The sequence below is a fragment of the Oribacterium sp. oral taxon 078 str. F0263 genome (assembly GCF_000469565.1).
Classification (GTDB): Bacteria; Bacillota; Clostridia; order Lachnospirales; family Lachnospiraceae; genus Oribacterium.
In genome coordinates this window covers 21,066-48,045 of record NZ_KI273125.1, presented here as the reverse complement: position 1 = coordinate 48,045, position 26,980 = coordinate 21,066, and the positions used below count along the sequence as shown (strand labels likewise).

Below are 26,980 nucleotides of genomic sequence, written 5' to 3'. Positions count from 1 at the left end.
CCCGGGCGGATCAATCCGCCCGGGCCCCGCCCTTTTGCATTCTATGCGGGAAAGATCAGAGTCTCCCGTCTCAGCGCGTCCAAATGCCTGCGCCGTTTACATAATAGCCGTCCGGTGTGCGCGCGTTTGTGAGCATCGCACCGCTCTGCCCGAAGTAGTACCAGTTGTTGTCTCTATTGTAGTGGAACCAGCGGTTTATGTAGATATAGCCCGTTCCGTCGAAATAGTACCAGGCGTTATTGATAAACTTCCAGGTATTTCTCGGATAGGTCCTGTCCGGATTGAGCCACCACCAGCCCACATTGTCGAGGATCCACCTTCCGCCCGTGTTGGGGGTGGGGTTATTCTGTCTGATGCTGTTCACATCCGTGACCTCGAGCTCATCCGAGGTATCCCACTCTCCATAGGTTCCGTAGGCGAAGGCACGGACCTTATAGGTATAGGTTCCGTTCTGCGTGATCGCACTGGAGAAATCGTAGCTTGTATTGGTGGTCTCACCGCTTGTCACGAGACTGGATCCGCGATAGAGTTTCACATAATACTTCTGCGCATTATCAGAACCCGTCCAGGTCGCACTCGCACTGTCATCCTGCCACTGAAGATCCGCCACTCCGAGATCCGAGGTATTGCCCTTCAGCTTCGGAAGTTTCACGGTAAGGGTAATGGAGTTGCTGGAGCCCTGCGCCTTCACGAAGCTCGCGCTGGCGCCGTTCAGGGTATAGAAGGCCGCGGACTTCAGCGCATTCGTGTCAAAGCGGTGATCACTGTCTGCCTTGATCGTGATCTTGAATTTCGGGGTGACATTGTTCGCCCACTTCGCGCCCTCCATATTGATGGCAGTACCGCTGCTGTTTGTGACCTCATAGCTGTCCTCTGCCGCGTCGACAGAGATCGTCTTCGAGGCGGACCCGATCTCGATATCTCCCGCATCGATAGAAAGTGTCACATGATTGATCGGGGTCTTGGTGGATGCCGCAAGGGCGGGGAAGCTCAGTCCCGTCAGCAGGGCGACCGCGAAGCCCAAGCCCAGAATCTTTCCGTTTTTCATGTTCTCCTCCTGTACTCCGTCCTGCGGAGTTTTGTTTTTGCCTTGTCCCGGCAAGTTCTCTCTCAGTTTCACAGACTGCGGGAGCCCCCTTCCGGAACCGCTGTCCCTAGTATAGACAAAAATCGGAAAAGAGTGGTTACTTATTCCCTATCAATTCTGTGACACTTTAATTACAGTCTCTTTCGAAAAAATCAATCTTTATTTCGGCCCCGAAGCTCCCGCCGATGCGGCGCGCTTTGGCGCGCTTTCTCCTATCAGCCGCTTCCTCAATCCCTGAAGCTAAAGGGCTTGATCTCCCGGACCACATCCATGATCGTGCCGTCTCTCGCCTCGATAATTCCTACCACTCTGTCCCCGAACTGAACCTTCTCCGGCTCTCCGGTGATGGAATAGGCGATGTCCCGAAGCTCCTCGATCGTCTTGAAGGGGAGTCCGGAATCCTTCGTCGCCTCAATGAGATCGCTCCTCTTCGGATTGATCGCGATGCCGTAGTCTGTGATGACGACATCCACGTCCTCCCCCGGCGTCGTGACGGTCGTGCAGTCCGTGCAGATCGTCGGAATCCTTCCCTGCATGATCGGCGCGATGACGATCGTGCACTTCGCGCCCGCCGCAGTATCGGGATGCCCCCCCTGCGCTCCGGTGATATAGCCGTCGGAGCCCACGACGACATTGCAATTGAAGTGCGTATCCACCTCCAGTGCCGCCAGGATGACGAAGTCAAGCTTGTTCACATAGGCTCCCTTGTTGAAGGGATCCGCGTACTCCCCCGCCGTGATGTAAAAATGCCTCGGATTCGTCTTCATATTTTCGATCGCATCCTGATCGAAGTCCTGCGTATCCACAAGACAGCCGACAAGGCCCTCATCCAGGAGGTCGCACATGGGCTTTGTGAGCCCGCCGACTCCGAAACTCATGTGGATGCCCCTCTCCCGCATTACCTCTGCAAGAGAAATGGTAGACGCGATCGAGGCACCGCCGACACCGGTCTGGTAGGAGAAGCCCTCCTTGAAATAAGGAGTGTTCTTCACGAAATCCGTGCAGTACTGCGCCATCATCAGCTTTCTCTGATCTGTCGTCGGCTTCGCGGCCCCGGTCGCGATCTTTGTCGGATCGCCGATCTCCGCGACCTTCACGACATAGTCGACATGGGTCTGCGTGATCTGCGCCGGCAGATTCGGGAAGGGCACCAGGCAGTCCGTGACCGCGACCACCCGGTCCGCCATCTCCGCATCGACCGCCGAGTAGGAGAGCACGCCGCAGTCCGCCTTCCCCCCATTGGCATTCAGATTCCCGTACTCATCCGCAGTCGGGGCGCCGATGAAGGCGATGTCAATGTGGGTCTCCCCGGTCTCGATCGCACGGACTCTCGCGCCGTGAGAGCGCATGATCGCAAGCCCCCGGAGCTTTCCCTCCGAGATCGCCTTTCCGATGCCTCCCCTCACGCCGGAGCTCTGGATCTCGGTGATCGTGCCGTCCTCGATATAGGGCACGATCGGGTCGTTCTGCGCCCCCAGAGAGCTCGCCGCGATGCGAAGATCCTTGATCCCCATCTTATGGCACTCCTCGATCACCATATTGAGGACCTTGTCCCCGTTTCGGAAATGATGGTGAAAGCCGAGCGTCATGCCGTCCTTGATGCCGCATTTTTCGAGGGCCTCCCGGATGGACGGGAGAAGCTTCGTGCCGCTTTGGTTGATGACACAGCGGACCTTCGGTCCATCCTTTTTGAACTCATGGCCGTCGAAATGATGGGAGCCCTGGAATACCTCCTTCCCGGTCTTTTTCAGAATCTCCTCCGGGATATCTCTTCCTACCGCATTCAGCATATTATAAATCCCCCTTATAGATGCCGGCAGCCTTCGCAAGCATAATATTTCTCTTTGCGCCGTCGTAGAACGCGATGTCAATCATCTTGCCGTCCACCGTGAATACTCCGATGCCCTTTGCCTTCTTGTCATCGATCTCCCGGATCACCTTCTCGGAGAAGAGGATCTCCTTCATGGTCGGTGTGAAGATCTTGTGGACGACATCGATCTGCCGGGGATTGATGCAGGACTTTCCGTCAAAGCCCATCATATGGATGGTCTCGACATCCTTCCGAAAGCCCTCCATATCATCCAGATTCGTCCAGACCGTATCGAAGCACTGCACCCCCGCGGCCCTCGCCGCGATGATCATCTGCTGCCTTGCTCCCATCAGCTCCACCCCGGTCCCGGTGATTCTGGTCTGTAAATCCTTGGTATAATCTCCTCCGGAGAGCGCTACGCCGATCATGCGGTCCGAGGCCGTGCAGATCTCATAGGCATTCATGACACCCTTTGCGGACTCCAGTGCCGACATCAGAAGCGTCGTCCCCGGCTCTCTGTGGAATTCCTCCTCCGCCGCTAAAACCTTGTCCTCGACTGCCCTCACCATGTCCGCGTTCTCCGTCTTCGGGATGCGGATGACATCCGCTCCGCCCGCCACAACGCAGCGGATATCCTCCTCCCAGAGATCCGTGTCCAGGCCGTTGATCCGGACGACCCTCTCCGATCCTCTGTAGTCAATGCTCCTTAATGCATGATAGAGGGAAAAACGCGCGGTATCCTTCGCCGTGGCCGCGACGGCGTCTTCCAGATCCAGCATCAGAGAATCCGCCCCGTAGATATAGGGATCCTTGATGAGAGACGGCTTCTGTGCGTTCAGAAACATCATGGACCGCCTCAGTCTCTTCTTATTCGGGTTCTCGATCATCTGATGGCACCTCCCCAGGGTAAATCCTTGAACTGCTCCAAGGAGCGGTAAACCGCTCCCTCGACTCTGGCCCGGATCGTACAATCCAGTGCGCCCTTGTCGATAATGGAGATCTTTACGCTGTCCACACCGAGTCTGGAGAGCGTCTCCAGCGCGACCCTCCGGATTTCATTTCCGAACTGCTGCGCCACCACGCTTTCCAGGGTGAAGTCAATTCCTCCCTCCCCCGGCTCCAGGCTGACCTGGCAGTCACTGGACTCCATCGTCCCCGCGACTGCGGGTTTTCTGATTTCCATAAGAACCTCCTTCTGTATCAGCGACACGCTGCCCTTGTCCGTCGTCCAAGGCCGGGCCGCGGACTTGTTTTACAGGGGTCCGCAGCCCGGACTGCCCTCCCGCCGCTTTCTCTGTCCGGGCTTTTGTCCCGCCCTTTTATGCACCGCCGACCGCAGCAGCCGGAGCGAGAGCGTCCTCTGCCTGGCGGGGACTTATATCCTGAAATTATTATAAATCCTTTCCCCCCGCGGTAAAACGGCAGATATACCAGTTTTTCAGAGAGATCCGGGAAAGAACCGAGCATCTCCTACATAGTGCGCGCTCTCCCCGCGGGGAAAATCAATTTTCGCCGAAAATTATTTGGAATCCCGCCCCCTTTCTTGCGTTTCTCCCCTTTGCATGATAGGATAGATTCCGGTTTCAAAAATATGACAGGAAAGGAGAAATGCATGAAATGCAGCGATGACGTGGACCGAAGTCCCGGAAAGATACGAAAATGCTGCGGCGGCACAGATCCTTTCCCTTCCTTCGGGCACTTTTTCCGCCCTTAGAATCGGCTTTGATCGCCGATCTCCGCACTCTTTTCGGAGGACTTCCACACGCCAAAAAAATCCGGATTCCGGGAACTGACCCGGAAGCTTTTCTTGATGCGCATTCTTCAGGCTGTGAAAGGAGCGAATCCCATGGACAACACGATGGAAGCCAGAGTCCAGCAGGACTATGTACAGGAGATTCTCTCGCTTCTTCGAAGCGGGAAAAGCGATGAGGAGATTCGGGATCATCTCGGGGACTACCACGCAAATGACATCGCGGAGGCCCTGCCGGAGCTGAGTCTTGAGGAGCGGCACAGACTTTATGCGCTCCTTAACAACGAAGGCCTCGCGGAGGTCATGGAGTACTCCGACGAAGCGGATGATTACCTGGAGGAGCTCAGTCCCCAGCGGGCCGCGGCGATCCTGGAGGAGATGGAGCCGGATGAGGCCGTCGACCTCCTGAAGGAGACGGATTCCCGGCAGAAAAAGGTCTGGATGTCTCTCATGGACCCGGAGGACCGGAGATCCCTCCAGACTCTGGCCTCCTACGATGAGGACCTGATCGGAAGCCGCATGACCACCAATTTTGTGGCTCTGAACAGCGGTCTCTCGATCAAGGAGGCGATGCGCTCCCTCATCGAGCAGGCAGCGGACAATGACAATATCTCAACGCTCTATGTCGTCGGGAAAAACCGGAGCTATCTCGGGGCCGTCGAGCTGAAGGATCTCATCATCGCCCGCCGGGACACAAAGCTCTGTGACATCACCGCGACCTCCTATCCCTATGTCTATGCGAACGACCGGATCGAGGACTGCCTGGAAAAGCTGAAGGACTACTCCGAGCGCTCCATCCCCGTCCTCTCCGACTCCAAAAGGATACTCGGCGTGATCACCGCTCAGGACGTCATCGAGGTTGTGGACGATGAGATGGGCGAGGACTACGCAAAGCTCGCCGGTCTCACCGCGGAGGAGGACTTAAAGGAACCGATCCGGGAGAGCATCAAGAAGCGCCTCCCCTGGCTCATGCTTCTCCTCGTTCTGGGACTCGTGGTCTCCACCGTCGTCGGCATGTTCGAAGCGGTCGTAGCCAAGCTCACGATCATCATGGCCTTTCAGTCCCTGATCCTGGATATGGCCGGAAATGTCGGCACGCAGTCCCTCGCCGTCACGATCCGGGTCCTCATGGATGAGAAGCTCACCGGGAGACAGAAGCTCGGTCTGATCGGAAAGGAAATGACGGTCGGAGGACTCAACGGCATCATCTTAGGCTTTCTCGCGCTCAGCGGAATCGGGGCCTATATCGCGCTCTTTAAGCATCTTCCCCTGCATCAGGCCTTTTTGATCTCCTTTTGCATCGGAATCGCGCTTTTACTCGCGATGGTGATCTCCAGCTTCGTCGGAACGGCGGTCCCGATCTTCTTCAAAAGGGTCGGGGTCGATCCCGCGGCTGCCTCCGGACCGCTGATCACTACGATCACGGATCTCGTCGGCGTGGTCACATACTATGGCCTCTCCGCCATCCTCCTCATAGACATCATGCATATGGGGGCCATCTGAAGGTCTCACTTATCATAGACCTGATGCTTCTTCGGCGTGAGCAGCTTCTCCAGCCTGCCGCACCTCCGAAAGAGCTCCACATAGACCATGAGTTCATCCTTTGAGGCGACATTCAGCTTCTCATAGATACTCCGGTTATGCTTTCGGACCGTATTGATGGAGATATATAAAAGGCCCGGGAGCTCCGGGATATCATAGCCCCTGACATAATGGGAGAAGACCGCATATTCTGCGGCGGTCAGCCTTCCCACCCTCTCCTCAAAGGCATCGAAGAGCTCCGCGATCTTAAGAGGAATCCCCTCCCGCTCTATGCTGGCCTCCTTCAGCTTCTGGTCCACAAAGTGAAGGAGCTCCTCGATCTCGGGGATGCCGGACTCCAGAGCGGGATCTCCCCCGTTTCGAAAGGCATCCAGACTGTTCCTGATCGGAAGGACATAGCTCCTTGAGAGGAAGAAGGCCGCGATCCCCATCAGAATGAGAAGCACTGCCGCGGCGAGAGTCCAGCGGATCCGGTGAAAAACCACATAGTCCGAGTAGACGGACTGCGGCATCAGGACCGCGGCCTCCCAGCTCTGTCCCGGCTCCCCTCTCATGGGGAGCGGGGCCTGCACGCCGAGGAAGCTCTGCCCCTCAGAATAATAGCGAAAGAATCTCCCCTTTCTTCCGATCCGAAGCGCCTCGTCCGTCCGGACGGAGCTCCCCTCCATCTTCCCGGCAAGCCCCAGATCCATCCTAAGCCGTCTCTCCGAAAGAGGCGCGATGACGAAGATCATGCTGCCGGAGCGATTGGCATAGACCATGTGTCTCATCTGAAAGAGAAGCTCGTTCATTTCGATCCCGCACTCCCCATAGACTCTTCCGTCGCTCCCGAGTATCGGCACGCTGTAGAGAAGGATCTCCTCCCAGGTATCCGGCAGGTCCAGACGGTTTGACCAAAAGCCCGCCTCTGAGGCCTTATCGTAGTGCTTCCCGGAAAAGAGGCGAAAGCCGGGGAGACTCGTCGTGTCAAACTCCATATTCCAGCGATTATGAAGCTCGACCCTGTACTTCCTCGCAAGCTCCGGAATCCCGCGAAAACAGGTGAATTTGGGGTTCAGGGAGTAGTCCGCCGCGATATTGTATAATCTCAGATAGACCCCGCTCCGGGATTTCTCCGCCCCGGGGGCCTCCGTATTGGTCGTCGCATCGATCACCGCGTAGATGCCGGAGCCTCTGGAGAGCTGAAGGATGGAGCTAAGCTCCGGGTAAAATTCCTCCTGGAGCTCTAAAAGCTTATCCGGCTGATTGTTCAGCTTCGAGATCTCCGTGGAATACTCTCCCACGCAATCCTCCACCGAGGAGCCGAGTCTCCCGGAAAGAGTATGCGCATAGCCCTCCATCCTGCCGAGCTCATCCCGCATTTCATCCGTGAGAAGCCTAAGCTGCTGCTCCATCCCCTCATAGAGTCTGTCCTCCGTCAAAGAGAAAAATCCGAAGGCGATCCCCAGAAAGACAAAGGTCATAAAGGCAAGAAAAAGCATGAGAAGAAGGTAAAGGCTCATCCGAAACTGCATGGAGCGCCTCTCCCTTTTCAGATATCGAAGGATCTCAGACATATCGCCTCTCCCTCATTGAACATGCTTCCGAAAGCGATCCGCGGCCTCCTCTGCAAGCTCCCCGATGAGGGCCTCCGGATCCTCCGCCTCCTCTTTCTTCATGCGATACTGCTCCTCCGCGCGGGAGAGCTCCGATCTCATATACTTCTCCGTATTCATCTCAAGCTCCAGATAAGAGGAGAGCTTGGGAGCGGTATAAAAGCGGTAGTCCCTCTGTGTCTCCAAAAGCGCTTCGTAGAGACTTCGGTACTTCGGGGAGGAGAGCTTTTCCACCGCTGCGCTGAGCTCCTTATCGAAGGCCTCCTTTGTGACCGGCATATAGCCTACGCTCGTCACAAAGCGGACATTTCTCTCCGGATCCGTGAGCCAGCGGAGAAAATGCGCGGCGGCCTTCTCTCTCTCCTTCGTTGAGCGGAAGGTGCAAAAGCCCGCGCCCCGCTGCATCACAAGCTTCTCCCCATCAGAAAAGACCGGGCAGGGCCTGGAGATGATCTCTACCGGCTCGGAGGTATTGTCCTCATAGGTCACTTCATCCTTATAGTAGAGAACGCTCGCGGAGGATGCGACGCTCACAATCACGTCCCCGGTGCGGAGCGGCTCCGTCGCATAGCCCTCCCGGAGCCAGATGCCGCCCCGTATGGCCGCATCCGCATAGGCGTCCCAGACCCTCCGGAAGTTCTCATCAAAGCGGATCCCGTCTCCCTCGAAAAACTGTGCTCCCAGACTCTCCGCACCGACCTGGAGATAGTTGAAGAGATAGTCATGCGTGAAAAAGCATTTTCCATCCCCCTCCTTCTCCGGAGTTCTTTGATCGCTCCACTCATGGTAGAGCTTCGAAAGGCGGAAGATCCCCTCCCAGCTGGAGAGATCCTCCAAAGTGACCCCGCTTTCCTTGGAAAAGGCATCAAAGGCAGTTTTATTCACAAAGAGAATCTCCGTGGACTTTGCCACCGGGAAGACCACAAATCTTCCGTCCACCGTGCCCTCCTCGATGAACTCCGGAATATAGCGCTTAAGCTCCTCCTCACTGAAATAATCCCGGTAGTCCACGAGCACGGAGGGATCCGGCAGAGCGAGCACCGTCTTCGGATAGGAGACAAAAAGATCCGGAGCGCTCGGAGCTCCCGGCTCCTGACGAATCGCGGAGAGAATCTCCTCATGGATGGTATTCGTATTGGAGACCGCTACGACGCGGATATGGATCCCCCGCTTCTTTCCCTCCGTCGCGTTGAATTCCTCGATCAAAGGGCTGAGAGGGGAATCCGTCTGCCCCCCGTAGACATGCCAGACAGAGAGCGTCACAGTCTCCTTCCTTCTCCTGCAGCTCTGAAAGACGATGAACCCGGAAAGGAGGAGCAAAAAGCCCAGTACCGCCGCGCACGTTCTCCTTCCACCCATAAAAGACCTCCCTTTTTCGTCATAATTTCGTATGTAAAAATTATATCATCTGCAGAGAAATAGCGAATTATGATAATGGACCATTTATAAAATAACATTTTGTTAAATGTGCATAATCCCGGAGAAAAGAAAAGCGCCTCCCCATCCTCCGGGAAAGCGCTGTTTTGAGAAAGTCCCGCCCCATGACTTGCAGCCATGCCTATAAGGTCGGAATCATAATAGATGCAAAACGGATTTTTCTCCTTGCATGTCCCCATCCTCAGCCATATACCATGAAGTCCTCGGAGCTGACTCCGTCGTAAATGGAGCTGGCCTCCTCCGAGAGCTCCTCCTTCTCCCCATCCGCCCGGTAGAGACAGAGCTTCCCCTGTCCGCTCTTCGTCCGATAGTCGCCGATATAGGCAAAGCCTCCGTCCTTTAAGGGATAAAAGCTCTTTACCTCCTCTGCGGCGAGCACAGCCTTCCTCTTTCCCGGAAGGTAGATATCAAAAAGCCCCCTTCCGTCCCACTCGCCAATGAGATAGACCCTGCCCTCCGAAATGTAGATCCTCTGAATATCCGTCATGAGACGTTTTCCGGAGCAGTAGGCGGTTCCGCTCTCCTCTCTCTCCGCCTGATCCTTCATATAATAGATCTCCCCGTCGCAAAATCCGTTGAGATCTGTGACATTTTGGTCCAGCCTCTTCATCCCCGCGCTCTGCTTCTCCCAGAAAAGAAGCTCCATTTCTCCTTTTCTCGCTTCCAGGATACTTTTCTCCAGATCCGGATCCTCCTTCTCTTCCTCCCGAAGGGAGAGGGGAAAGCTGAGGCAGGCGAGTTTTCCGGAGTTTTCGGAGAAAATATCCTGAAGGATTCCCTCCTCCTCGATCTTCTCCTCCCTTCCCTCAAAGATGATCCGATAGCTCTGCCCCTGCAGGGCATCATAGAGGAGGCGGTCAGCGAGCCGCCGCGCGGCATAATAGGAGATCACGCTGTACTTCCAGCCGTTAAAGTCATCCTCGGAGATCTGCTCCTCCATCAAAAAGATCTCGCTCAGCGGGCTGCCGGAGATTCCGAAATAGTCATAGAAAAGGCATTCCAGATCGATCCCTTCTCCCTCAGCCTCTCCGGGCCATCTTCCATAGACCTGAAAGAAGACCAGGCTGAGATACTCCTCATAGAGCTCCGAGAGCTTCCTCGTCCCCTGATAGCCCTCCGCGATGCTGTGGAGCAAAAGGACCCTGTCCCCTCCCGTGATAAAGGGAAGCTCCGCCCGCTCTGAAAGGACTCTCAGCTCCTTCCCGTCATAGAGGCAGGCATCTCCGTAGGAGCAGATCGCATAATGGCAGGCATCCTTCATGGACTGGACAAACTGATTCCAGAGATAAATCTCCATATAGCGATAGAGAGCGCTCCCCTCAGGAATCCTTTCCTTCCCATAGAGCCTTTCCCTCTCCTTATCTCCGAGAGATGGAATCTCCGGAGAGTCCCTCCGGGACAGATCGTCCTCTGCGAGGAAATTGATCTCATCCGTCTTCTTTCTGATATAGCAAAGATTCCCCTCCGAATCGACCCTCACATAGATGAATTCCGCTCCGCCGTCGATCTGCTCCGGCTCCCCGAAGTTCTCGATCTTAAAAATCCTCTCCCCCTCATCCTCCTCTCTCCTCTCAGAGTAGTAGATTCTGTCCATGCTCTCGGAGCTCCCATAGAAGGTCCAGACTGCATCGCTGAGGCAGGAAAGCTTCCATTCCCCTCCCTCCTCTTTTTGCAAAGCGAAGAGCCGATCTGTCCAGCCGTCCGTGCCTTCCCCCTGATAGGCGAGAAAGAGGATCGTCTTTTCATCCTTACTCAGGAAATACGTGTGCGGTGTCCCGGAATAGAGCTTTTCCTTTTCCCCATCCGTAAAAAGATAGATCCCGCGGTTATTGCTCCTTATGTAGAGAAGGGAACCATCTGAGAGGAGCTGAAAGCTTTCCACTCCTTCCGCGATTTTTTTCACGGCGCTCTCCTCCCCGATCGTCTTCCTGCGGAGTATACCGTCGTGGAGATTTACGCCCGCGCAGCAGGCCTCCATCTCCGCCTCCCCCGACATTTCTTCCTCCCCCCAGGCCTCCTCCATAGCTCCCTCCGTCTCCTTTACCAAAACCTCCGGGCTCTCATATTCGATATAATAGAGATATTTTCCATCCTCGGTATACTGCACGTCCTCTTGATCCATGTGATTCCAGCCATTCTCCCAGCTCCCCTCCTGTACCTCTTCACTCTTTCCCAAGCTCCGGGAATAAAGCCTCAGCCCATCCTTCGAAAAATATAAGACCCTCTCTTCTCCTTCCTCTCCCTCGAGCTTTTTCTTCTCTCTCCCCTTCTCCCCGCTGTCCCTTTCCCGCGCTCTCACCTTCGTCTCCTCCTCTTCCCTGTCCCCGCTCTTCCTCCTTCCCCTGATCCCCTCACAGGATGTGAGAGAAAGCAGCATGGTAAGACAAAGGAAAAAAGCGAGCAGTCCCCTGCTCCTCTCTCCCGATCGAAAAAATTTCCCAAAGCTCTTCCCCCAAAGCCTCATCTCTGCCTCCTCCCCGCGATGCGCTCCCTTCATGCTGCACCTCCATACTATGACTTTCAGTGGCTAAAAACTATTACCCGTCGGATAATCTTTCCCGAAAATCTGCCTTTTCAGAGAGATAGAACGCGCTTTTTCTCATGCGGGCAAAGCGCAGCGCGGAAGGAAAGCAGGCAGCCCATGAATTTATCAGGCTGGGCTTTCGATATCCGCGTTCAGGGACGAAGAAAAGCTCTTAAATCCAATCCGGAGCTCCCGCTTCGATTCAGAATGCTCGGAGACGAGATAAAAGCAAATGAAAACAACGAAAGAAAGGCCCCCGGGGCTTTTGCTTACGCCCCGGAGGCCTCCCTCCTGCTTAGACGGAAAGACTGACTCTCCGCCTATGATATTTCTCTCCTAAGAGACTTAGTTTCCCTTGACCGATCCGGAATCCTTCTGATCCTTCTTCTGGTCCTTCTGTCCGCCATAGTTCTGGTTCTTCAGGATATTCGGCTTGCCCTCATCCTTTCCGACATTGAACTGATCCCAGAGGAAGTCGATTCCGATCTCAACGCCCTTGTTCTGGCTCTTCGTATCGTCATTGTCCTTCTTCAGGTTCTCGGTGCTTCCCGTGGTGTAAGCGCCGTCCTTATCCGGATCCATGGCGATGCCGATGAAGACATCCATTCTGTTGTCCGTAGCCGGGCTGCAGAGGATGGTGGAGTTCTCGATGGCCTTCTTGATATCCTTCTCATCCAGCTTCTCAAGAGCGGAGAGTCTCAGGAAGTCAACGCCGCCGACCGTGAAGAAATCCTTGTCGGAAAGAGCAAGGTCCTTCGTAAGACGGAAGACATGAGCGTTGTTGATCGAGGACTTCGGGTTAAACTGCTCCTGATGCATATAGAGCGCGATACCGAGCATATCCTTCACGGTGCTGGCATCCCTGTCCTTGCTGGAAACGGTGAACTTCATGTTTCCAAGCTTCGCAGCGATGCTTCCGACATTCAGAAGATCAGAGCGGAAAGCCTGTGCGTAGCCGGGATACATCTCGTTGATCTTGATGTCGATCCTGTCGCTTCCGTTCGTATTGGCGGAATTGTAGGGGCCGACCTGCTTCTTCAGAGGAGCCGCATCCTTGAGCTTGGCGTCAAACTCGGTATTGCTGTAGCCCTTCTGGCGCTCCTTGTACTTCTCGATGCTTCCGTCCTTCGCGATCTTGTTGTACTGCGTTCCTCTCTCGAAGAAATCCGACTCGACATAGCCCTTGTCGATGCCGTCGACGATGGACCAGCCCTTCGCTCCGTCGGTGTTGATCTCATCGCTGTACTGCGCATAGAGTCCCAGATCCACGAACTTCATGCCGAACTCGCCGGTAGTTGCCTTCGTCGTGATGTTCAGCGTATCCGTCCAATAAGCATAGCCTGTTCCGCCGAGGATCAGGGACAGAGCGAGAATTCCGCCGATCAGCGACTTCTTTCCTACTTTCTTCATTGGTGCTCCTTTCCTTCATGTGCACGAAGCATTATGTAAATGTTCGTATTTAGTATAACTTTTTTTAGAAAAATTTCATCCCTCGTTCTCAGTGACTTTCCTGTTCCTTTTTCCCAATGTCTTCTACACCTTTCGTTGTAGATGCTTCGGGGATTTCATAGCAGTAGCTCTCCTCTCCGTTTCGGAGAAGGAAACGTCTGCCAAGAGGCAGCCCTCTCTCATCGATACTGCAGGTCACAGGCTGTCTGAGCTCCTCAGAGAGGAGGAGGAGGCTGTCCATATCCCGGAGGTAGCTGAGCCCTCTGGGAAGCTCCTCTTCCCCGGAGCGGAGCATGACGATGCGGCTTCCGTATTTCCTTAGGAAGGCGCGGAGCCTCAGCTCCTCCACCTCGCCCTCATCCGGATCCCTCGTGAGGTAGAAGGTGAAAAGTCCCAGACCGACAGAGAGAAGTATGAGAAGCAGGGCGAGGGGCGTCCTCCCCTTCTCCGGCGGGACTTCCACTGTCCTCGTTTCGCTGAGCGCCCCGCCGTTCTGAACGGGCTCAGACTTTTTGATCATATAGAGGGCGCTGTCTGCATTCGGAAGATTCAGCTTCTCACTGAATTCCTCTGTCTTTGGCTCCTGTCCCTCCGCCTCGATCTGGTAGCTTCCGCTGAAAAGGAGATAGGCCTCTTTTTCGGGACTCCCTCCGATCTCATTCTCGATCTCCGCGAAATGCCCCATGTATTCCTCGGGTCGGATCTGCACGGTATCATCTATGCCGCTCGCCCCCGCCCCGGCCGGGATCTCTCCCTCCTTTATGGGGTAGCTCTTCATGTAGACCTGTTTCTTCTCCTCATTGACGAGGTAGCTGCCCTCCAGGACCGTAGAGATCGAATAATTTCCGTGGACGATCGCATTGAGCTCCCCTGCCCCGCTGAGCTTTGTGTGAAAGCCGGCTTCGATGTAGTCCGTGAGCTTTGCCGAATAGACGCGGTCCGCCTCCAGCCATTCCTCCGGATAGAGAGAATTCTCCTTGAGGTGAACCCGGTATTCGGAATCCGCAGAGAGCTCATAGGAAAAAAGCGGAACATCCTCCTCCTTCGTCTTCTTTTCCAGGAAGGCCAAAAGAAGGGAAATCCCGACCAGGAGAAGGACGGCAGAGAGAGCGAGAACTCCCATCCTCTTCCTCATGCTCCACACCAGGATCGGCTTTATCCTCCCCTCCTCTCCCTCTTTCTTCGGAGCGGCGCCCCCGTTCTCGGAATGCTTCACTACAGAATCCAGCTCTTTATTCATCTCCTCTGTTCTCTCCTCCTGCAATCCTTCCTTCCGACTGTTCGGAATCCGTCTCCTCCGCCTCCTTGCTTCCTCTCTTCTCTTCCTCTGATCTTCCTGTTTCAACCTCTGATCTTCCTGTTTCAACGACTCCCTCCGCTCTATTCTCTCCGCTGTGGAGAAGCAGCTGGTAGCTCCCGAGCTTCGGCAGCACCTTCACTACAGGTCCATTGATATCATTTGGCAGCACCGCCTCCTGATCCTCAGAGACATTATTGTCTCCCTTTGTGATAAAGCTGAGATTTCCGGCCGCATCCTTCTGAATCCGAAGAATGCGGTGTGTGATGACGATGCCCTCCCTCCGGAAATTGATGATGTCCCCCTCCCGCAGCTGATCCAGCTCCGCTTCCGAATGAAAGCGCCGGATCAAAACGATATCCCCGGGCTTTATCCCGGGCTCCATGCTCCCTGTCAGTATCGTGGAAGGGTAGATGGGAAAGACTCCGACACTGAACCAGTAAAACGCGGTGAGCAGGACCAGGGATATGATATAGGACGGCGAAAAGCTGTTCCGCCTGGCCGCCATCCTTCCGTACTCCTCCCCTTCCTGCTCTTCTTTGATATAAAAGGCATAAAAGACGGGAAAGCACAGCCCGATCGCAGACTCCGCAAGCCAGGGGAGGCCGGGAAGGACGGGGAAAAGTCTCTGAAAGAGCGCTATGGACGCCGCATAGAAGAGGGAGGCCGAAAGCCCTCCGTACAGAGAGAGGATCGTGAGCAGAAAGCCCTGGGCAAAGCTCGGCAGCACATGCTCCGTGATCTCAATGAAAATTTCCTTCTGCTCCGGAAGCTTTAAAAACTTGAGGACATTGATCTCTGTCGCCGCAAGGAGAAAAGTCAGAAGAAATATCAGCGCTTTCCGGTGCTTCGGTCTTCGGAGGATCACAGCGAGCGCATAGGCCCGGACAGCCTCCCGGAAAAAAAGCCGAAGCCCGACCAGCAGCACATTCTGCAAAATCCCCGAAGGACTGTGGTCATAGGGGGATTCCGCGAGCCTTCGGAGAAAGATCGAGAGCAGGAAGCGGATCGCAAGAAAGATCGCGGCCCCGGTGAAGGCATAGATCTTGACCCTGTCCTGAAGACCCCTCCGCCGCACGGCAAAGACCGGCGGAAAAACCGCAAATAGGAGGAAAATCATAGTCCCATAGAGAATAAGAAAGAGAATGATGTCCCCGGAAACCCTGTCCCTCCAGAGCGGATTGTCCAAAAGGAGCTCCGTGAGCAGGAGGAAGAGAGCATAGAGCATATAGTTTTCTGCCCCCGGAATGCGTCTCCTCTCCCATTCCCGGATATAGGAAAGTATCTTTTCCATCTCTTACCGCTCTCCGTCTGCCGATGCGGTCTTTTCCTCCGCCCCGCTCTTCTCCGCCTCGGAAGGCAGTTCCTTCCCTTCCTTCTTTTCGGAAGTCTCTGCGCGGGTCTTTTCTTCCTTCTTTTCCGCGGTCTCGGCCTTTGTCTTTTCTTCCTTTACCCCTGAAGTCTCTGCCTTTTCCGCTGAGCTCTCTATCTTTGTCTCCGGGTTTTCTGCCGCCTTTTCCTTTGTCTCCTCTTCCGCTGCCCCGGCTTCCGTCTTCTGGGAGGCATCGGACTCCGACGGCGCACTGCTCTCCGACTCGGCTCCTGTCTTTTCGCCCTCTCCGGAGCTCTCCTCTCCTTCCTTACTTTCCTCCGTCTCCTCCTGCTCCTCGATCTCGATCGGCAGGGGATATGTCACCTTAAGTTCCGCCTTCATCTTAAGCTGCTCCGTCCAGTACGAATAGGCGGAAAAGCCCATGAACAGGCACAGCAGCAAGGAAAAGAAAATCAGTCTGAATCTTTTCATCTCTCCACCTCCTCAGCTTCCTTCTCCGCATTCGCCTGATCCAGTCGGATCGGAACCTCCAGAGAATAGACCACCTGAATCCCTTCTTCCATGGGCCCCGCGTCTCCGATAATCGGAATCTTCGCGAGCTTCCCTCTCTTTATCTTCAATTCCTCAGGCATCCCCTCCAAAAGCCCCTCACTCTGCGGCTTCAGGTAGAGCTTCGCCCTGAGCTCTCCGTCCTCGCTCTCCTCTACTGCCCTGTAGACAGAAAGCACAAGAGGTTTTTTGAAGAAATCATCCGCCTCATCAAAGCGGTATAGTGTCCCCTCCGCAGAGAGAAAGACATCCTTTGGCTCCAGCGTGAGCTCCTGCTCCGCCTCCTTTGTGAAATCCGCTTCCGTGAGCCGAACCACGGTTCCGTTCTTTTCGATGGGATAGCTCAGACAGAGATAATTTCCCTCCGCGAGGAGCTCCATCGGAAGGCCCTCCCGGAAGCTGATCTCCGCCGTGGTCCGATTGTCCGTCGTCTTCCAGTCCGATGCTATCGACTGAAGCTCATTTCCCGCCTCGTCCACGATCTCAGCGGAGCAATCCCCCTTCTGAGAGAAGAAATGCTTGAACTTCCCGGTCGCAAGCTCCATGGAAATGCTCTGTTCCCTGTTCCAGCTGGCATAGCCGTGCCCGATCCCCGCCATTGCGAGGAGCAAAATCCCTGCCAACAGCATATTTCTCTTTGATCCGCGCATTTTCATCTCTCTTCTCCCTTCGGCTGCGGCCCCGGCCGCTTCCCCCTGTTCTTCTCCGTCAGATATCCCTTCTGTCCCGACTGTATGACAGCCTCCACCCGGTTCTTCGAACCCAGCTTCGAAAGAATATTGCTGACATGCCTTTTTGCGGTCCCCTCCGTGATGAAAAGCCTGGCGCTGATCTCCAGATTCGTGTAGCCCTGGCACATCAGCTCATAGACCTCTCTCTCCCGTTCCGTCAAGGTCCCGAGCTTCTTTTCCTCCTCGCTCAGCCTGGGATCCACCAGGGCCGCGGAATAGAATTTCCCGCCCCGCTCCACGGATTTCAGGCAAAATACGATCTCGTCAATGAAGGCGTCCTTCAGGAGATAGGCGTCCACACCGAGGGCCTTCGCCTCCCGGAAATCCGAGTCCCTGGAGGAGGAGGTGATGAGAATCGTCCGGATCTCCGGATTCCTCTCATGGACCTTCCTCAGAAAGTCAAAGCCGCTCTCTCCATTCAGCTTGAGATCCACAAATGCCAGATCGATCTTCTCTCTCTGCACACAGTCCATCGCCTCCTGAACCGTGCCCGCCTCGATGACCTCCTCCTCGGGGCGCGTCATATGAATCACAGCCTTTAATCCCATCCTGGAAACCGGGTGGTCATCCAAAACCAGAAACATCAAATCCTCCTAGCCCCGAGCGGCAGCTTCAAAAGAACTCTGACTCCGTGTCCCTCCCGGTCCGAGATACTCAGCCTCCCCTTAAGGAGAGAGGCCAGATAGTACATATTCTTCATGCCCTGCCCCTCAAAGGGACGGCGCGATGTCTCCTGAAAGCCGCTTCCGTCATCCTCGACCAGCATATTGATGCTCTCCTCACTTTTTTCCAGGCGGAGAAGAAGCTCATGCGCTCCCCCGTGGCGGACCGCATTGTTTGCCGCCTCGCAGGCAACGCGGTAGAGCACAATCTTCTGAGCGGAGCCAAGCTCCTCCTCGGAGATTTCATTCTCCAGACGGACCCGGACCCCGCTGTGATTCTTCTCGATGCCCTCCATATAGGAAGCAAGGCTTTTCTCAAAGCTGTGCTCCCCTCCCCTTTCGAACTGCCGCCCGTAGATCGCTTCCCGAAGCTCCGTCATCGTACTGCCCGCGGAGTTTTGCAGGGAGAGAAGCTCCGAGCGGAGCTCCTCCTCCCCCAAACTGCCAAGCCGCATGCTGAGGCTCTTCAACTGACAGGCCATGCCGAAAATCTTCTGGAGGACCGTATCGTGGATCTCATCCGCGATGCGGTTCTTCTCCTCTGCGGAGATAAAGGACTCGATCTGGCTCTGGGTATCCAGAGCCCGGAAGATACTCTCCGAGAGCTGGATATAGAAATCCCTCTCCCGCCCCTCCACGATATGATTTACATCCCTGGAGAGGAGAAGGTATACCCTGGAGCTCTGAAGCTCTGTCAGGAGGAGAACCTCATAGGCGACACCGCCCGCGAGTATCCCAAAGCATCCCTCCCTCGGGAGATCTCCGGCCGGATTCTTCCGATCCGGCCAGAGGAGTCTGCTTTTTTTAATGAGCTCCTGCTCCTGCTCATCCGTGAGACCGCTGGCGATCACCTGCTTCACAGAGCCGTCCGCCCAGCGCTCAAAAATGACGCAGCCCTGCGGAGAGATGCTGTTCGTCATGAGCTCGGCGAGCTGACGGATGATGCCCTCCGGCTCCACCCTGGCCATCAGCCCGAAGCCCTTATACATATTGCTGAGCTGGTGGAGCGCATACTCGCTCCTCCGGTTCTCCTCCGCGAGGCGCTCATTCAGTCTGCCGAGCTCCGCCCTCTCCACCCACAGCATGCGGACATAGCTTCTCAACACAAAAAAAGCGCCGCTCACAAGGATCAGGCCGATCACCAGATTAAATTTAAGATGCTCCGGCTTCGTGCCGCTCCTGCTGAGAAGTCCGCAGAGCAGACACCAAAGCAGTGCGGCTATGGCCGATCCCGTGCCGTTTTTCCCCCGAAGGGTAATGAGGATGCAGCCAAGATAATACCAGATATATGAGCTCGCCAAGCCACCACTGAGATAGATAAACTCTCCATAGGCCAGAAGCTCCAGCACCAAAATCACATTTGTGAGAAAACGATTTCCCTTGGCCTTCAGATAGAGGAAGTTCGCCATCGCACAGGAAACCGCCATGCCCAGGACGATGCTCCAACTGGCTGAGCTATACTCCCGGTAAAGCAGTGAGCTTATGAGATAGGCACTGGTCGAAAGAACGAGCGTTACCGCCCTGTAGAAAAGACAGATACTGAGATATTCGCTTTCCTCTGTCCTCTGCATTTTTACACCCCTGCCGCCCTCTTCCCCGGCCCGTCCTGAAGCATTCCTATCATAACAGAAAAATCTATTTTTATGTTATTACATTTTTATAAATTTTCACAATATATTTAAAGATAATTAAGAATATTCCTTCGAATATTCTCCATCGGCATTTCTCTCCCGCACCAAAGCCGGAATGCCTCCGCCCCCTGAAAGAGGAGCATGGGAAGGCCGTTTACCGTCCGAAGTCCCCTCTCCTCGGCGAGCCGAAGAAGCTTCGTCTTTCTCGGAGAGTAGATCACATCAGCTACCGTAAGCCCCTCCGGAAAGAAGGAGCTGTCCTCGATGAGAGAGCGCTCCTTATCCGGTGCCATGCCGACACTGGATGCATTGACCAGGATATCGCAGTCGGAGATCTCCCGGTAAAGCGCCTCCCCGTATTCCAAGAGGGAGAGCATGCAGGAGCTCCTTTTTCGAAGCGATGCGAGAATCCGACGGATCCTCGGAAGATCACGGCTCCCCCTTCGGACAAAAAGGGAGAGTTCCCGGACGCCGGAGAGCGCGGCCTGGACGAGGATCGCAGTCCCCGCTCCGCCCGCACCAAGCAGCACGAGCTTTTTCCCGCGGTACGAAATCCCCTCGCTCTCAAGGCCTCGGAAAAAGCCGCTTCCGTCCGTACTGTGTCCCTCTATCCTTCCATCCTCCGAAAAGACGACGGTATTCACGGATTCCGAGATCTCCGCGGCCTCGGAAAGCGTGTCGCAGAGCGGAAGGACGCTCCGTTTCAGGGGCATCGTGAGGTTCAGTCCCCGGGCCCCCATCCTGCGGAGCGCATCCAGCACAAAGGAGAGATCCTCCGTCTTCACATCGAAGGCGAGATAGACATAATTAAGCCCCAGCTCCCGGAAAGCGCTGTTATGGATCCGGGGAGAAAGGCTGTGCGAAACCGGAGACCCCAGGAGGCCGATCAATTTTGTGCTCCCGCTGATCTCGAAAATGTGATCCTCCCTCTCTCTCATAGCCTTTCCTCTCTCTCCTCCCGGCCCCGCTTCTCCGTCCCGCTCCCGCGTTCCACTTACTTCTGTCCTGCTTCTATCCCGCTTCGATCCCCGCTTCTATCCCGCTTCAGTGCCCCCCCGGCTTTCTCAAGAGGAGCTCTCTTTCATAGGTGCGGTCCGCGAGAAGCAGTCTGCAAAAGAGTACCAGAAGGATGAGATCCGCGATCCAGATGCTTCGATAGGAGAAAAGGCGGATTCCCAGAGTCGCGAGAATGACACCGAGCATAAAGAGGAGAAGCATGAGGCCGTGCAGGGCCGACTTTCTCCCGACAGAGGGATCCTTCCCCCGGCAGTATCTCACGAGGAAGGAGGCGAACTGACGGAGATGATTCGTGCAGAAGGTCGTGGCCATGCCGATCCCCTCCGCCTGGCGGAAGGTGTTGAACTGCATCGCGCAGATGAAATTCAGAGTCACCTGACAGATCTGATCCGGCCAGTCCGGCGGCATGAGCCCGAGGAAAAAGACAACGGCCATCTCAAACCCCACGAGGATGGTGTCCCAGCGCGCAAAGCGGAGGCGTTTGATCTCCTTTGCGAGAATCTCCGATACGACGATGCCGAGGAAATAAGCGGAAAATGGAATCAGATAATAGGCGGCCTTCCGAAAATTCCCATTCCCTATATTCATCGCCATCACAAGGAGATTCGCGGTCTGCGCATTGCAAAAGACTCTGCCGCGGATACCGTAGGTATAGCCCCCGTAGAAGCCTCCGACCAGCATGAGCCCCCAAAAGACCCACAGCCTCTCACATTCCAGAAAAAAGCTCTCCCCCGGCTTCTCTTCCTCCATGATTTCCCGTCTCCTCTCCCTTCCGCTCTACCGCCTCTCCGCGGATAATCTCTGCCGCACGATCTCGTAGGCGAGAACGCCGCAGGCCACAGAGGCATTCAGGGAATCGATCTCCCCCTTCATCGGGATAGAGGCTCTCATATCACAGCTCTCCCGGACCAGGCGGGAGACCCCCTCCCCTTCGTTTCCGATCACCAGGGCGATCGGTCCCGTGAGCCTCTGCTGATACATGGACTCTCCCTCCATATCCGCGCAGAGAAACCAGATTCCCTCCTTCTTCAGCTCCTCTATGGTCTTTGAAAGATTTGTGACCTTCGCCACCTTCGTGTAGTTCAAAGCTCCCGCGCTCGCCTTCGCGGCGGATGCCGTGAGCCCCGCCGCTCTTCGCTTTGGGATGACAACGCCGTGCGCACCCGCGAGATTTGCCGTCCGGATAATGGCCCCCAGATTGTGCGGGTCCTCGATCCCGTCCAGGAAGATGAGGAAGGGATCCTCCCCCTTCTCCCTCGCATCCGACAGCATGTCCGAGATCTCATAGTAGCGATAGGCGGCAAGATAGGCCATGACTCCCTGATGATTTTCTCCCCCGGACATCTCGTCCAGCCGGGATCGCTTCACGAAGTCAAGCGGCGTGCTCTGCCTCCGCGCCTCCCGCAGGATAGAGGAGAGTGTCCCCTCCCGAAGCCCCTCCTGCACGAAAAGCCGGTCCACCGTCTGCCCCGAGCGGTAGGCCTCGAGCACCGGCTGCCTCCCGATCAGAGTAAATTGTTCATCCCTCATGGAGCTCTCCTTCCAGATGCCGGATTCCAAGAGACACCAGCTCCATAAGCCGTTCCCCCTCTCTCCGAAGATAAAGGTCCCCGAGCAGCGCCTCAAAGCCGGTCGCCCTCCTGTAATCGAGAATCGTGGAATTTTTCGACCGACTCTCCGACCTGTGGTTTCTGGCGCGTCGGTAGACCGCCATTTCCCGCTCCGTGAGCCCCTTTCTCCCGATCAGATATCCCATGATCTCCGACTGGGCCGACGCACAGACCAGGCGCTTCTTTTTTTCGTTCATCCGCTTGATATTTCCCGGATAGTGAAAAATCACATAATCCCTCACAAAGAGGTCATAGAGCCCGTCCCCAAGGTAGGCGAGCACCAGGGAGGGGCAGTCCCCGTCCCTCCCCTTTGAAAGACCGAGACTTCTCTCATAATACTCCGGAAAAAGGGAAGCCCCCTCTCTCAGCTCCTGCTCCACTTGACTCCCTCTCTCGTATCCTTCAGTGAGATTCCCATGGAAAGGAGTCTGTCCCGGATCTCATCCGCCCTCTTAAAGTCCTTCTTCTCCCTCGCCTTCTGCCTCTCCTCGATCAGCTTCTCCACCTCCCGGTCCAGCTTCTCCTCTTTTCTCTCCGTCCGGATTCCAAGGACCGAGAGAAGCGTCACGATCGTATCCAGCATATAGCGGCAGATCGCAGCCGAGGACTGCTCCGATACGGAGCTGTTTGCGATTCGAACCAGCTCAAAGACCGCGGTGATCGCATCCGCCGTATTGAGATCGTCATCCATTCTCTCATTGAAATTCCGCCTCTGCTCCTCCGCCGCTTCCCGGACCTTCTCCTCTCCCGGAAGAAGCTCCTCCCCCGAAAGCCTTCCGGAAAGCTCCCGAAGACGCTGCACCGCGGTCAGGATGCGCTCGAGACTCTGCTTTGCGGAATCCATGAGCTCCGCGGAAAAGTTCAGGGGATTCCTGTAATGGGCGGAGAGCATATAGAAGCGGAGCACCATCGGGTCCCAGCGCTTTATCACATCCCGGACCGTCAGAAAATTCCCGAGGGACTTTGACATCTTTTTGTGGTCGATATTGATAAAGGCATTGTGCATCCAGTAATTCGCGAAGCGCTCTCCGTGCGCTGCCTCATACTGCGCGATCTCATTCTCATGGTGCGGGAAGATGAGATCCTCTCCTCCGGCATGGATATCCAGGCGGCCCCCGCAGTACTTCGGCGCCATGACGCAGCATTCCGTGTGCCAGCCCGGTCTCCCCTCAGACCAGGGGGAGTTCCAGTACGGTTCCCCCTCCTTCTTCGGCTTCCACAGGACAAAATCCGCGGGACTCCGCTTCTTCTCCTCCCCGGAGACCTTGAGCTCTCTGAGTCCGGACTGCAGTTCATCGATATTCTTATGGGAGAGCTCCCCGTAGTTCCGAAAGGCCTTTGTGTTATAGTAGACCGTGCCGTCATCGGAAGCATAGGCGTAGCCCTTCTCAATGAGCTCCGCGATGAGAGAAATCATACCGGAGATCTCCTCCGTCGCCCTGGGGTGCGCGCTCGCAGGCTCGATATTTAAAGCCTCCATATCCTTTTCGACTTCTCCGATATAGCGCTCCGTGATCCTCTGGCAGCTCGTCCCCTCCTCGTTCGCTCTTTGGATGATTTTATCGTCGACATCCGTATAATTCGATACATAGTGAAAGTGATAGCCCCGGTATTCCATATAGCGGCGGAAGGTATCAAAAACGATCATAGGCCTGGCGTTCCCGATATGGATCAGGTTGTAGACGGTGGGCCCGCAGACATACATCCGGATCTTTCCCTCCTCAATGGGTTTAAATTCCTCTTTCCGGCCGCTCATCGTATTATAGATTCTCATGTCCCCCTCCTTCCATCTCAGGTAGTTTACCCGCTCTCCCCTCTCAAGTCAACGCAGAATCCGGCTCCGGCCCCGGATAGAGAACGAAAAAGGGAGGGGACAGCCGCCCCTCCCTTTTCCGTTCTCCGCCTGATCCTATCCTTTCTCTTCCCGATCCTATCTTTGGTATTGGTCAAAGAACTGCCTGAACTGCTCCCAAAGCTCTTCATCCGAGGGGCTGCTCTCCCCTCCGCCTTCCTTCGGAAGCTCCTGCTCCGGATTCTGTGCGTCTCCATTTCCTTCATTATTTTCCGGAGCGTCATTTCCCTTATTCGGTTTTTCGAAGGGATTCTGAGAGCGAGAGGAGCCTCCCTGATCGGAAGGAGATATGCTGTTGTGACCGAGCTTCACCTCGACCTCCGTCTCCACGTACTTTCCGCTCCCGTCCTGCCTCTGCACCGTGACCTTCACCGTCTCCCCGGCGCGGTACTTCGAAAGCAATGCCTGCAGATCATCATAGCTCTGCACACCCTGCCCGTCCAGCTTCGTGATGATATCCTTCTCCTGGAGACCGGAATTCTCCGCGGAAGACCCCTCCGCAAACTTATAGATAAAGACGCCCTGCGGCATGCCGAAGCTCTCCGCCGTCTTCTTGTCGATATTTTTCACCTGGACGCCGAGATATCCCCTCTCGTTCTCCGGCACAATGTCTCTCGTCTGAAGCGTGGAGAGATTCTCGATCACCTGCTTCGCCTTGTCGGAGGGGATGGAATAGCCCATTCCCTCGACATCGGTGTCCGAGTATTTCGCGACATTGATGCCGATCAGCTCCCCGTTCATATTGAGAAGCGCGCCGCCGGAATTTCCGGGATTGATCGCGGCATCGGTCTGCATGAGCCCGGTCTCCGTGCCCTCCTCGGTCTCCACATCCCTGTCCTTGGCCGAGATGATGCCGGTCGTCACAGACTGCCCATAGCCGAGTGCATTGCCGATCGCGACGACCTGATCCCCGACCTCGGTCTGATCGGAATCTCCCATTGCGATCACCTTGATCTTTTCCATGGTCTCCGCGGGAATGTCGGAAAGCTTTACCGCGAGAACCGCGATATCCGCCGCCGCATCTGTCCCCTTCACCGCGGCATTCACCGCGGCGGAATTATCCACAAAGGTCACGGAGAGAGAGTTAGAGTCCGTCACCACGTGATTGTTCGTCGCGATCAGGAGCTCCTCCTCTGTCTTTCCGATGATGACTCCCGATCCGCTCGCCGGAACCTCCGTCTCCTTCGATTGATAATTTCCAAAGAGAGAGAAGCCGTTTTGCTTATAGCGCATCATGTTCGTGATCGCGACGACGGAGGGCATCGCCTCCTTCGCGACCTGACTCACCGTCTTCCCTCCGGATGAGACCGTCTGCACCGGAGCCTGCTCCTCCTGCTTTGCCGCATCATTTGTTTCCTTTTTCTCAAGCGGAGAGGACTCCGCCCTCTTTTCCTCCAGCGTACTCGAAACCCCCGAAGAGATCCCCGCCTTATGCGCGGCCACATTGACTCCCACCATGGAGGCCCCCGCCACGAGTCCGAAGACCAGTGCCGAGATCACCACTCCCGCTGCTCGCTTCATCAATCCTTCCCTCCCTCACTACGATTCTCCCTTTTCGTCTATTCTAATCCTACAGGAAGAATGTGTCAATTTTGTGAAAGCCCGCGCTCTGCCTCTTTCCTTTCCTCTATCAGAGCGACGGCCTGCGCGGCGATCCCCTCTTCTCTTCCGGTGAAGCCGAGTCCCTCCTCCGTGCTCGCCTTTACGGAGACTCCGGAGACGGGGATGCCCAGGGCGGCGGAGATCCTCTCCCTCATCCTGTCGATATAGGGTCGGAGCTTCGGGCGCTCGAGGAGCACCGTTGCGTCCACATTCACGATCTCATACCCCTTCTCCGTCAAAAGTCCGGCGATCCTCCTGAGAAGCTCCAGGGAATCCGCTCCCTCATACGCCGGATCGCTGTCCGGAAAATGCTTCCCGATATCGCCAAGCGCCGCCGCGCCGAGGAGCGCATCCGAGATGGCATGCAAAAGCACGTCCGCATCGGAATGCCCGAGCAGTCCTCTCTCATAGGGAATCTCCACTCCGCCGAGGATCAGCCTCCTCCCCTCTATCAGCCGATGTACGTCATATCCGCATCCTATTCGCATATTTCCTCCCATTTTCCCTCCGGGCAGTGCTCCTCAGACGGGGGAGCGCCGCCGCTCTCACAGGCGGATTCGAAGCCTTCCCGGCACGCAGCAGATGCTGAGCTTCCTGGCTCTCCCCCAGGCCTCTCCGTCTGTGTGGACCGGGAGCTCCTCCTCCATGGAGATCTCCGCTCTCCGGCAGCGATAGCAATGTACCCCGGGCAGCGCCTTGTGGAAGCCGAAGAGCGCGGCTATCATGATCCGGATGAGGCGGTGCTTGCTCCGCGTGCTCACCACACAGAGATCCAGACAGCCGTCCGAGCCGTTTGCGCCGGAGGCGAGCAGACAGCCTCCCTCATAGGGATGAACATGGGCGGAGATGAAGAGAACATTATTGAATTCTATCCTCCTCTCCGCATCCAAAAGCAGTGCGCCCCGGCTCTTCTTCGCCCTCCGAAGCTCCCGGACAAAGCTGAGAAAATAGGCAAAGAGCCGGAAGGGGAGGTGAAATCCTCCCCTCTCCCGGCTCCTCCCCTCTTCCTCCAGCATGTCCTGAAAGAGCGCCGCATCAAATCCGATCCCGGAGCTCACCACAAAGCGCCGGTTTCCCCTCTCGGAATCCAGTACGCCGTAGTCCAGGCGCATCTCCCTCTCCGGCAGCGCCAGCTCGCGGAGACTTCTGCCCGGCCGATAGCGTTTCCGATAGGTCTTTGCGAAATCATTGCCCGAAGCGCTCGGCACAAAAATGATGGAGACTCTGTCCCGATCAAGGCAGCTTCCATCCACCACCTCATTCAGGGTTCCGTCTCCTCCCACAACCACGATCGTTCGCTCCTCCTGGCAGCGCTCCGTGAGCTGCCGGGAAATATTTCTCGCGTCCCCGGTCTTTTCCGTCAGAAAGAGCTCGTAACTCTCCCGATTTTCCGGCCTCTGAAGCGCCTTCTGCATCCTGCGCCAGACTCTCATGCCCCTCCCGCCGCCGGCACGGGGATTCACTATGATGTAATACATCCTCTGCTCCAGATCCAATCACCG

At 55.8% G+C, this 26,980-nt stretch carries 24 protein-coding genes; 2 read left to right on the top strand and 22 right to left on the bottom strand.

Annotated elements, in window-relative coordinates; all coding sequences use genetic code 11:
- Positions 1–70: 70 nt before the first annotated feature.
- The 4 genes from HMPREF1986_RS09240 to citD form a co-directional block, all read right to left on the bottom strand.
- Positions 71–1,048 (bottom strand): hypothetical protein, encoded by a 978-nt coding sequence (locus HMPREF1986_RS09240; RefSeq protein WP_036600099.1) that lies wholly within the window; start codon positions 1,046–1,048, stop codon positions 71–73.
- A gap of 266 nt (positions 1,049–1,314) precedes the next feature.
- Positions 1,315–2,877, bottom strand: coding sequence for a citrate lyase subunit alpha (citF, locus tag HMPREF1986_RS09235; RefSeq protein ID WP_009214975.1), 1,563 nt, complete (start codon positions 2,875–2,877; stop codon positions 1,315–1,317).
- Between the two features lies 1 nt (position 2,878).
- Positions 2,879–3,781, bottom strand: a complete 903-nt coding sequence (locus tag HMPREF1986_RS09230) for an aldolase/citrate lyase family protein (protein WP_036600121.1) — start codon at positions 3,779–3,781, stop codon at positions 2,879–2,881.
- Positions 3,781–4,080, bottom strand: coding sequence for a citrate lyase acyl carrier protein (citD, locus tag HMPREF1986_RS09225; protein ID WP_036600098.1), 300 nt, complete (start codon positions 4,078–4,080; stop codon positions 3,781–3,783). The genes HMPREF1986_RS09230 and citD overlap by 1 nt, the downstream gene beginning before the upstream one ends.
- Before the next feature lie 663 nt (positions 4,081–4,743).
- On the opposite strand from citD, the gene mgtE reads away from it, so the two are divergent.
- A complete protein-coding gene (gene mgtE / locus HMPREF1986_RS09215; protein ID WP_242651629.1) occupies positions 4,744–6,150 on the top strand; it encodes a magnesium transporter in 1,407 nt (468 codons plus the stop codon).
- A gap of 5 nt (positions 6,151–6,155) precedes the next feature.
- On the opposite strand, the gene HMPREF1986_RS09210 is transcribed toward mgtE, so the two are convergent.
- The 3 genes from HMPREF1986_RS09210 to HMPREF1986_RS09200 form a co-directional block, all read right to left on the bottom strand.
- Complete coding sequence (locus HMPREF1986_RS09210; protein ID WP_021774560.1) at positions 6,156–7,745, bottom strand: helix-turn-helix transcriptional regulator; 1,590 nt, start codon at positions 7,743–7,745, stop codon at positions 6,156–6,158.
- A 12-nt stretch (positions 7,746–7,757) separates the two neighbouring features.
- Positions 7,758–9,143, bottom strand: coding sequence for an extracellular solute-binding protein (locus HMPREF1986_RS09205; protein WP_021774559.1), 1,386 nt, complete (start codon positions 9,141–9,143; stop codon positions 7,758–7,760).
- A gap of 259 nt (positions 9,144–9,402) precedes the next feature.
- Positions 9,403–11,718: a hypothetical protein gene (locus HMPREF1986_RS09200; protein ID WP_021774558.1), complete on the bottom strand. Its 2,316-nt coding sequence runs from the start codon at positions 11,716–11,718 to the stop codon at positions 9,403–9,405.
- A gap of 144 nt (positions 11,719–11,862) precedes the next feature.
- Between HMPREF1986_RS09200 and HMPREF1986_RS09195 the strand changes: the two genes are divergently transcribed.
- Positions 11,863–12,057 carry a hypothetical protein gene (locus HMPREF1986_RS09195; RefSeq protein WP_021774557.1) on the top strand — a complete coding sequence of 65 codons (195 nt, stop codon included), beginning with the start codon at positions 11,863–11,865 and terminating at the stop codon, positions 12,055–12,057.
- A gap of 33 nt (positions 12,058–12,090) precedes the next feature.
- On the opposite strand, the gene HMPREF1986_RS09190 is transcribed toward HMPREF1986_RS09195, so the two are convergent.
- The 15 genes from HMPREF1986_RS09190 to HMPREF1986_RS09120 all read right to left on the bottom strand — a co-directional run bounded on the left by HMPREF1986_RS09190 (position 12,091) and on the right by HMPREF1986_RS09120 (position 26,956).
- Positions 12,091–13,155 (bottom strand): SipW-dependent-type signal peptide-containing protein, encoded by a 1,065-nt coding sequence (locus HMPREF1986_RS09190; RefSeq protein WP_021774556.1) that lies wholly within the window; start codon positions 13,153–13,155, stop codon positions 12,091–12,093.
- An 88-nt stretch (positions 13,156–13,243) separates the two neighbouring features.
- Positions 13,244–14,434 (bottom strand): DUF5305 family protein, encoded by a 1,191-nt coding sequence (locus HMPREF1986_RS09185; protein ID WP_021774555.1) that lies wholly within the window; start codon positions 14,432–14,434, stop codon positions 13,244–13,246.
- Positions 14,427–15,785: a signal peptidase I gene (locus tag HMPREF1986_RS09180; RefSeq protein WP_021774554.1), complete on the bottom strand. Its 1,359-nt coding sequence runs from the start codon at positions 15,783–15,785 to the stop codon at positions 14,427–14,429. The genes HMPREF1986_RS09185 and HMPREF1986_RS09180 overlap by 8 nt, the downstream gene beginning before the upstream one ends.
- A 3-nt stretch (positions 15,786–15,788) precedes the next feature.
- Entirely contained in the window at positions 15,789–16,295 is a 507-nt protein-coding gene (locus HMPREF1986_RS09175; RefSeq protein WP_021774553.1) for a hypothetical protein, read from the bottom strand.
- Positions 16,292–17,029 (bottom strand): hypothetical protein, encoded by a 738-nt coding sequence (locus HMPREF1986_RS09170; protein ID WP_021774552.1) that lies wholly within the window; start codon positions 17,027–17,029, stop codon positions 16,292–16,294. The genes HMPREF1986_RS09175 and HMPREF1986_RS09170 overlap by 4 nt, the downstream gene beginning before the upstream one ends.
- Entirely contained in the window at positions 17,026–17,688 is a 663-nt protein-coding gene (locus tag HMPREF1986_RS09165) for a response regulator (protein ID WP_021774551.1), read from the bottom strand. The genes HMPREF1986_RS09170 and HMPREF1986_RS09165 overlap by 4 nt, the downstream gene beginning before the upstream one ends.
- The gene (locus HMPREF1986_RS09160) at positions 17,688–19,337 is read right to left on the bottom strand and encodes a sensor histidine kinase (protein ID WP_021774550.1); all 1,650 of its coding nucleotides are present in this window, start codon (positions 19,335–19,337) and stop codon (positions 17,688–17,690) included. The genes HMPREF1986_RS09165 and HMPREF1986_RS09160 overlap by 1 nt, the downstream gene beginning before the upstream one ends.
- Before the next feature lie 107 nt (positions 19,338–19,444).
- Entirely contained in the window at positions 19,445–20,335 is an 891-nt protein-coding gene (gene aroE, locus HMPREF1986_RS09155; protein ID WP_021774549.1) for a shikimate dehydrogenase, read from the bottom strand.
- A gap of 106 nt (positions 20,336–20,441) precedes the next feature.
- Positions 20,442–21,164, bottom strand: a complete 723-nt coding sequence (locus tag HMPREF1986_RS09150; RefSeq protein WP_021774548.1) for a YoaK family protein — start codon at positions 21,162–21,164, stop codon at positions 20,442–20,444.
- Between the two features lie 27 nt (positions 21,165–21,191).
- Entirely contained in the window at positions 21,192–21,944 is a 753-nt protein-coding gene (gene rlmB / locus HMPREF1986_RS09145; RefSeq protein ID WP_021774547.1) for a 23S rRNA (guanosine(2251)-2'-O)-methyltransferase RlmB, read from the bottom strand.
- Entirely contained in the window at positions 21,934–22,404 is a 471-nt protein-coding gene (locus tag HMPREF1986_RS09140) for a Mini-ribonuclease 3 (protein WP_021774546.1), read from the bottom strand. The genes rlmB and HMPREF1986_RS09140 overlap by 11 nt, the downstream gene beginning before the upstream one ends.
- A complete protein-coding gene (cysS, locus tag HMPREF1986_RS09135) occupies positions 22,389–23,798 on the bottom strand; it encodes a cysteine--tRNA ligase (protein ID WP_021774545.1) in 1,410 nt (469 codons plus the stop codon). Before cysS ends, HMPREF1986_RS09140 begins: the two co-directional genes overlap by 16 nt.
- Positions 23,799–23,954: 156 nt before the next feature.
- Entirely contained in the window at positions 23,955–25,397 is a 1,443-nt protein-coding gene (locus HMPREF1986_RS09130) for a S1C family serine protease (RefSeq protein WP_021774543.1), read from the bottom strand.
- Positions 25,398–25,462: 65 nt separating this feature from the next.
- Positions 25,463–25,966 (bottom strand): 2-C-methyl-D-erythritol 2,4-cyclodiphosphate synthase, encoded by a 504-nt coding sequence (gene ispF, locus HMPREF1986_RS09125; protein WP_036600111.1) that lies wholly within the window; start codon positions 25,964–25,966, stop codon positions 25,463–25,465.
- A gap of 57 nt (positions 25,967–26,023) precedes the next feature.
- Positions 26,024–26,956, bottom strand: a complete 933-nt coding sequence (locus HMPREF1986_RS09120) for a diacylglycerol/lipid kinase family protein (protein WP_009215001.1) — start codon at positions 26,954–26,956, stop codon at positions 26,024–26,026.
- Between the last annotated feature and the right edge of the window lie 24 nt (positions 26,957–26,980).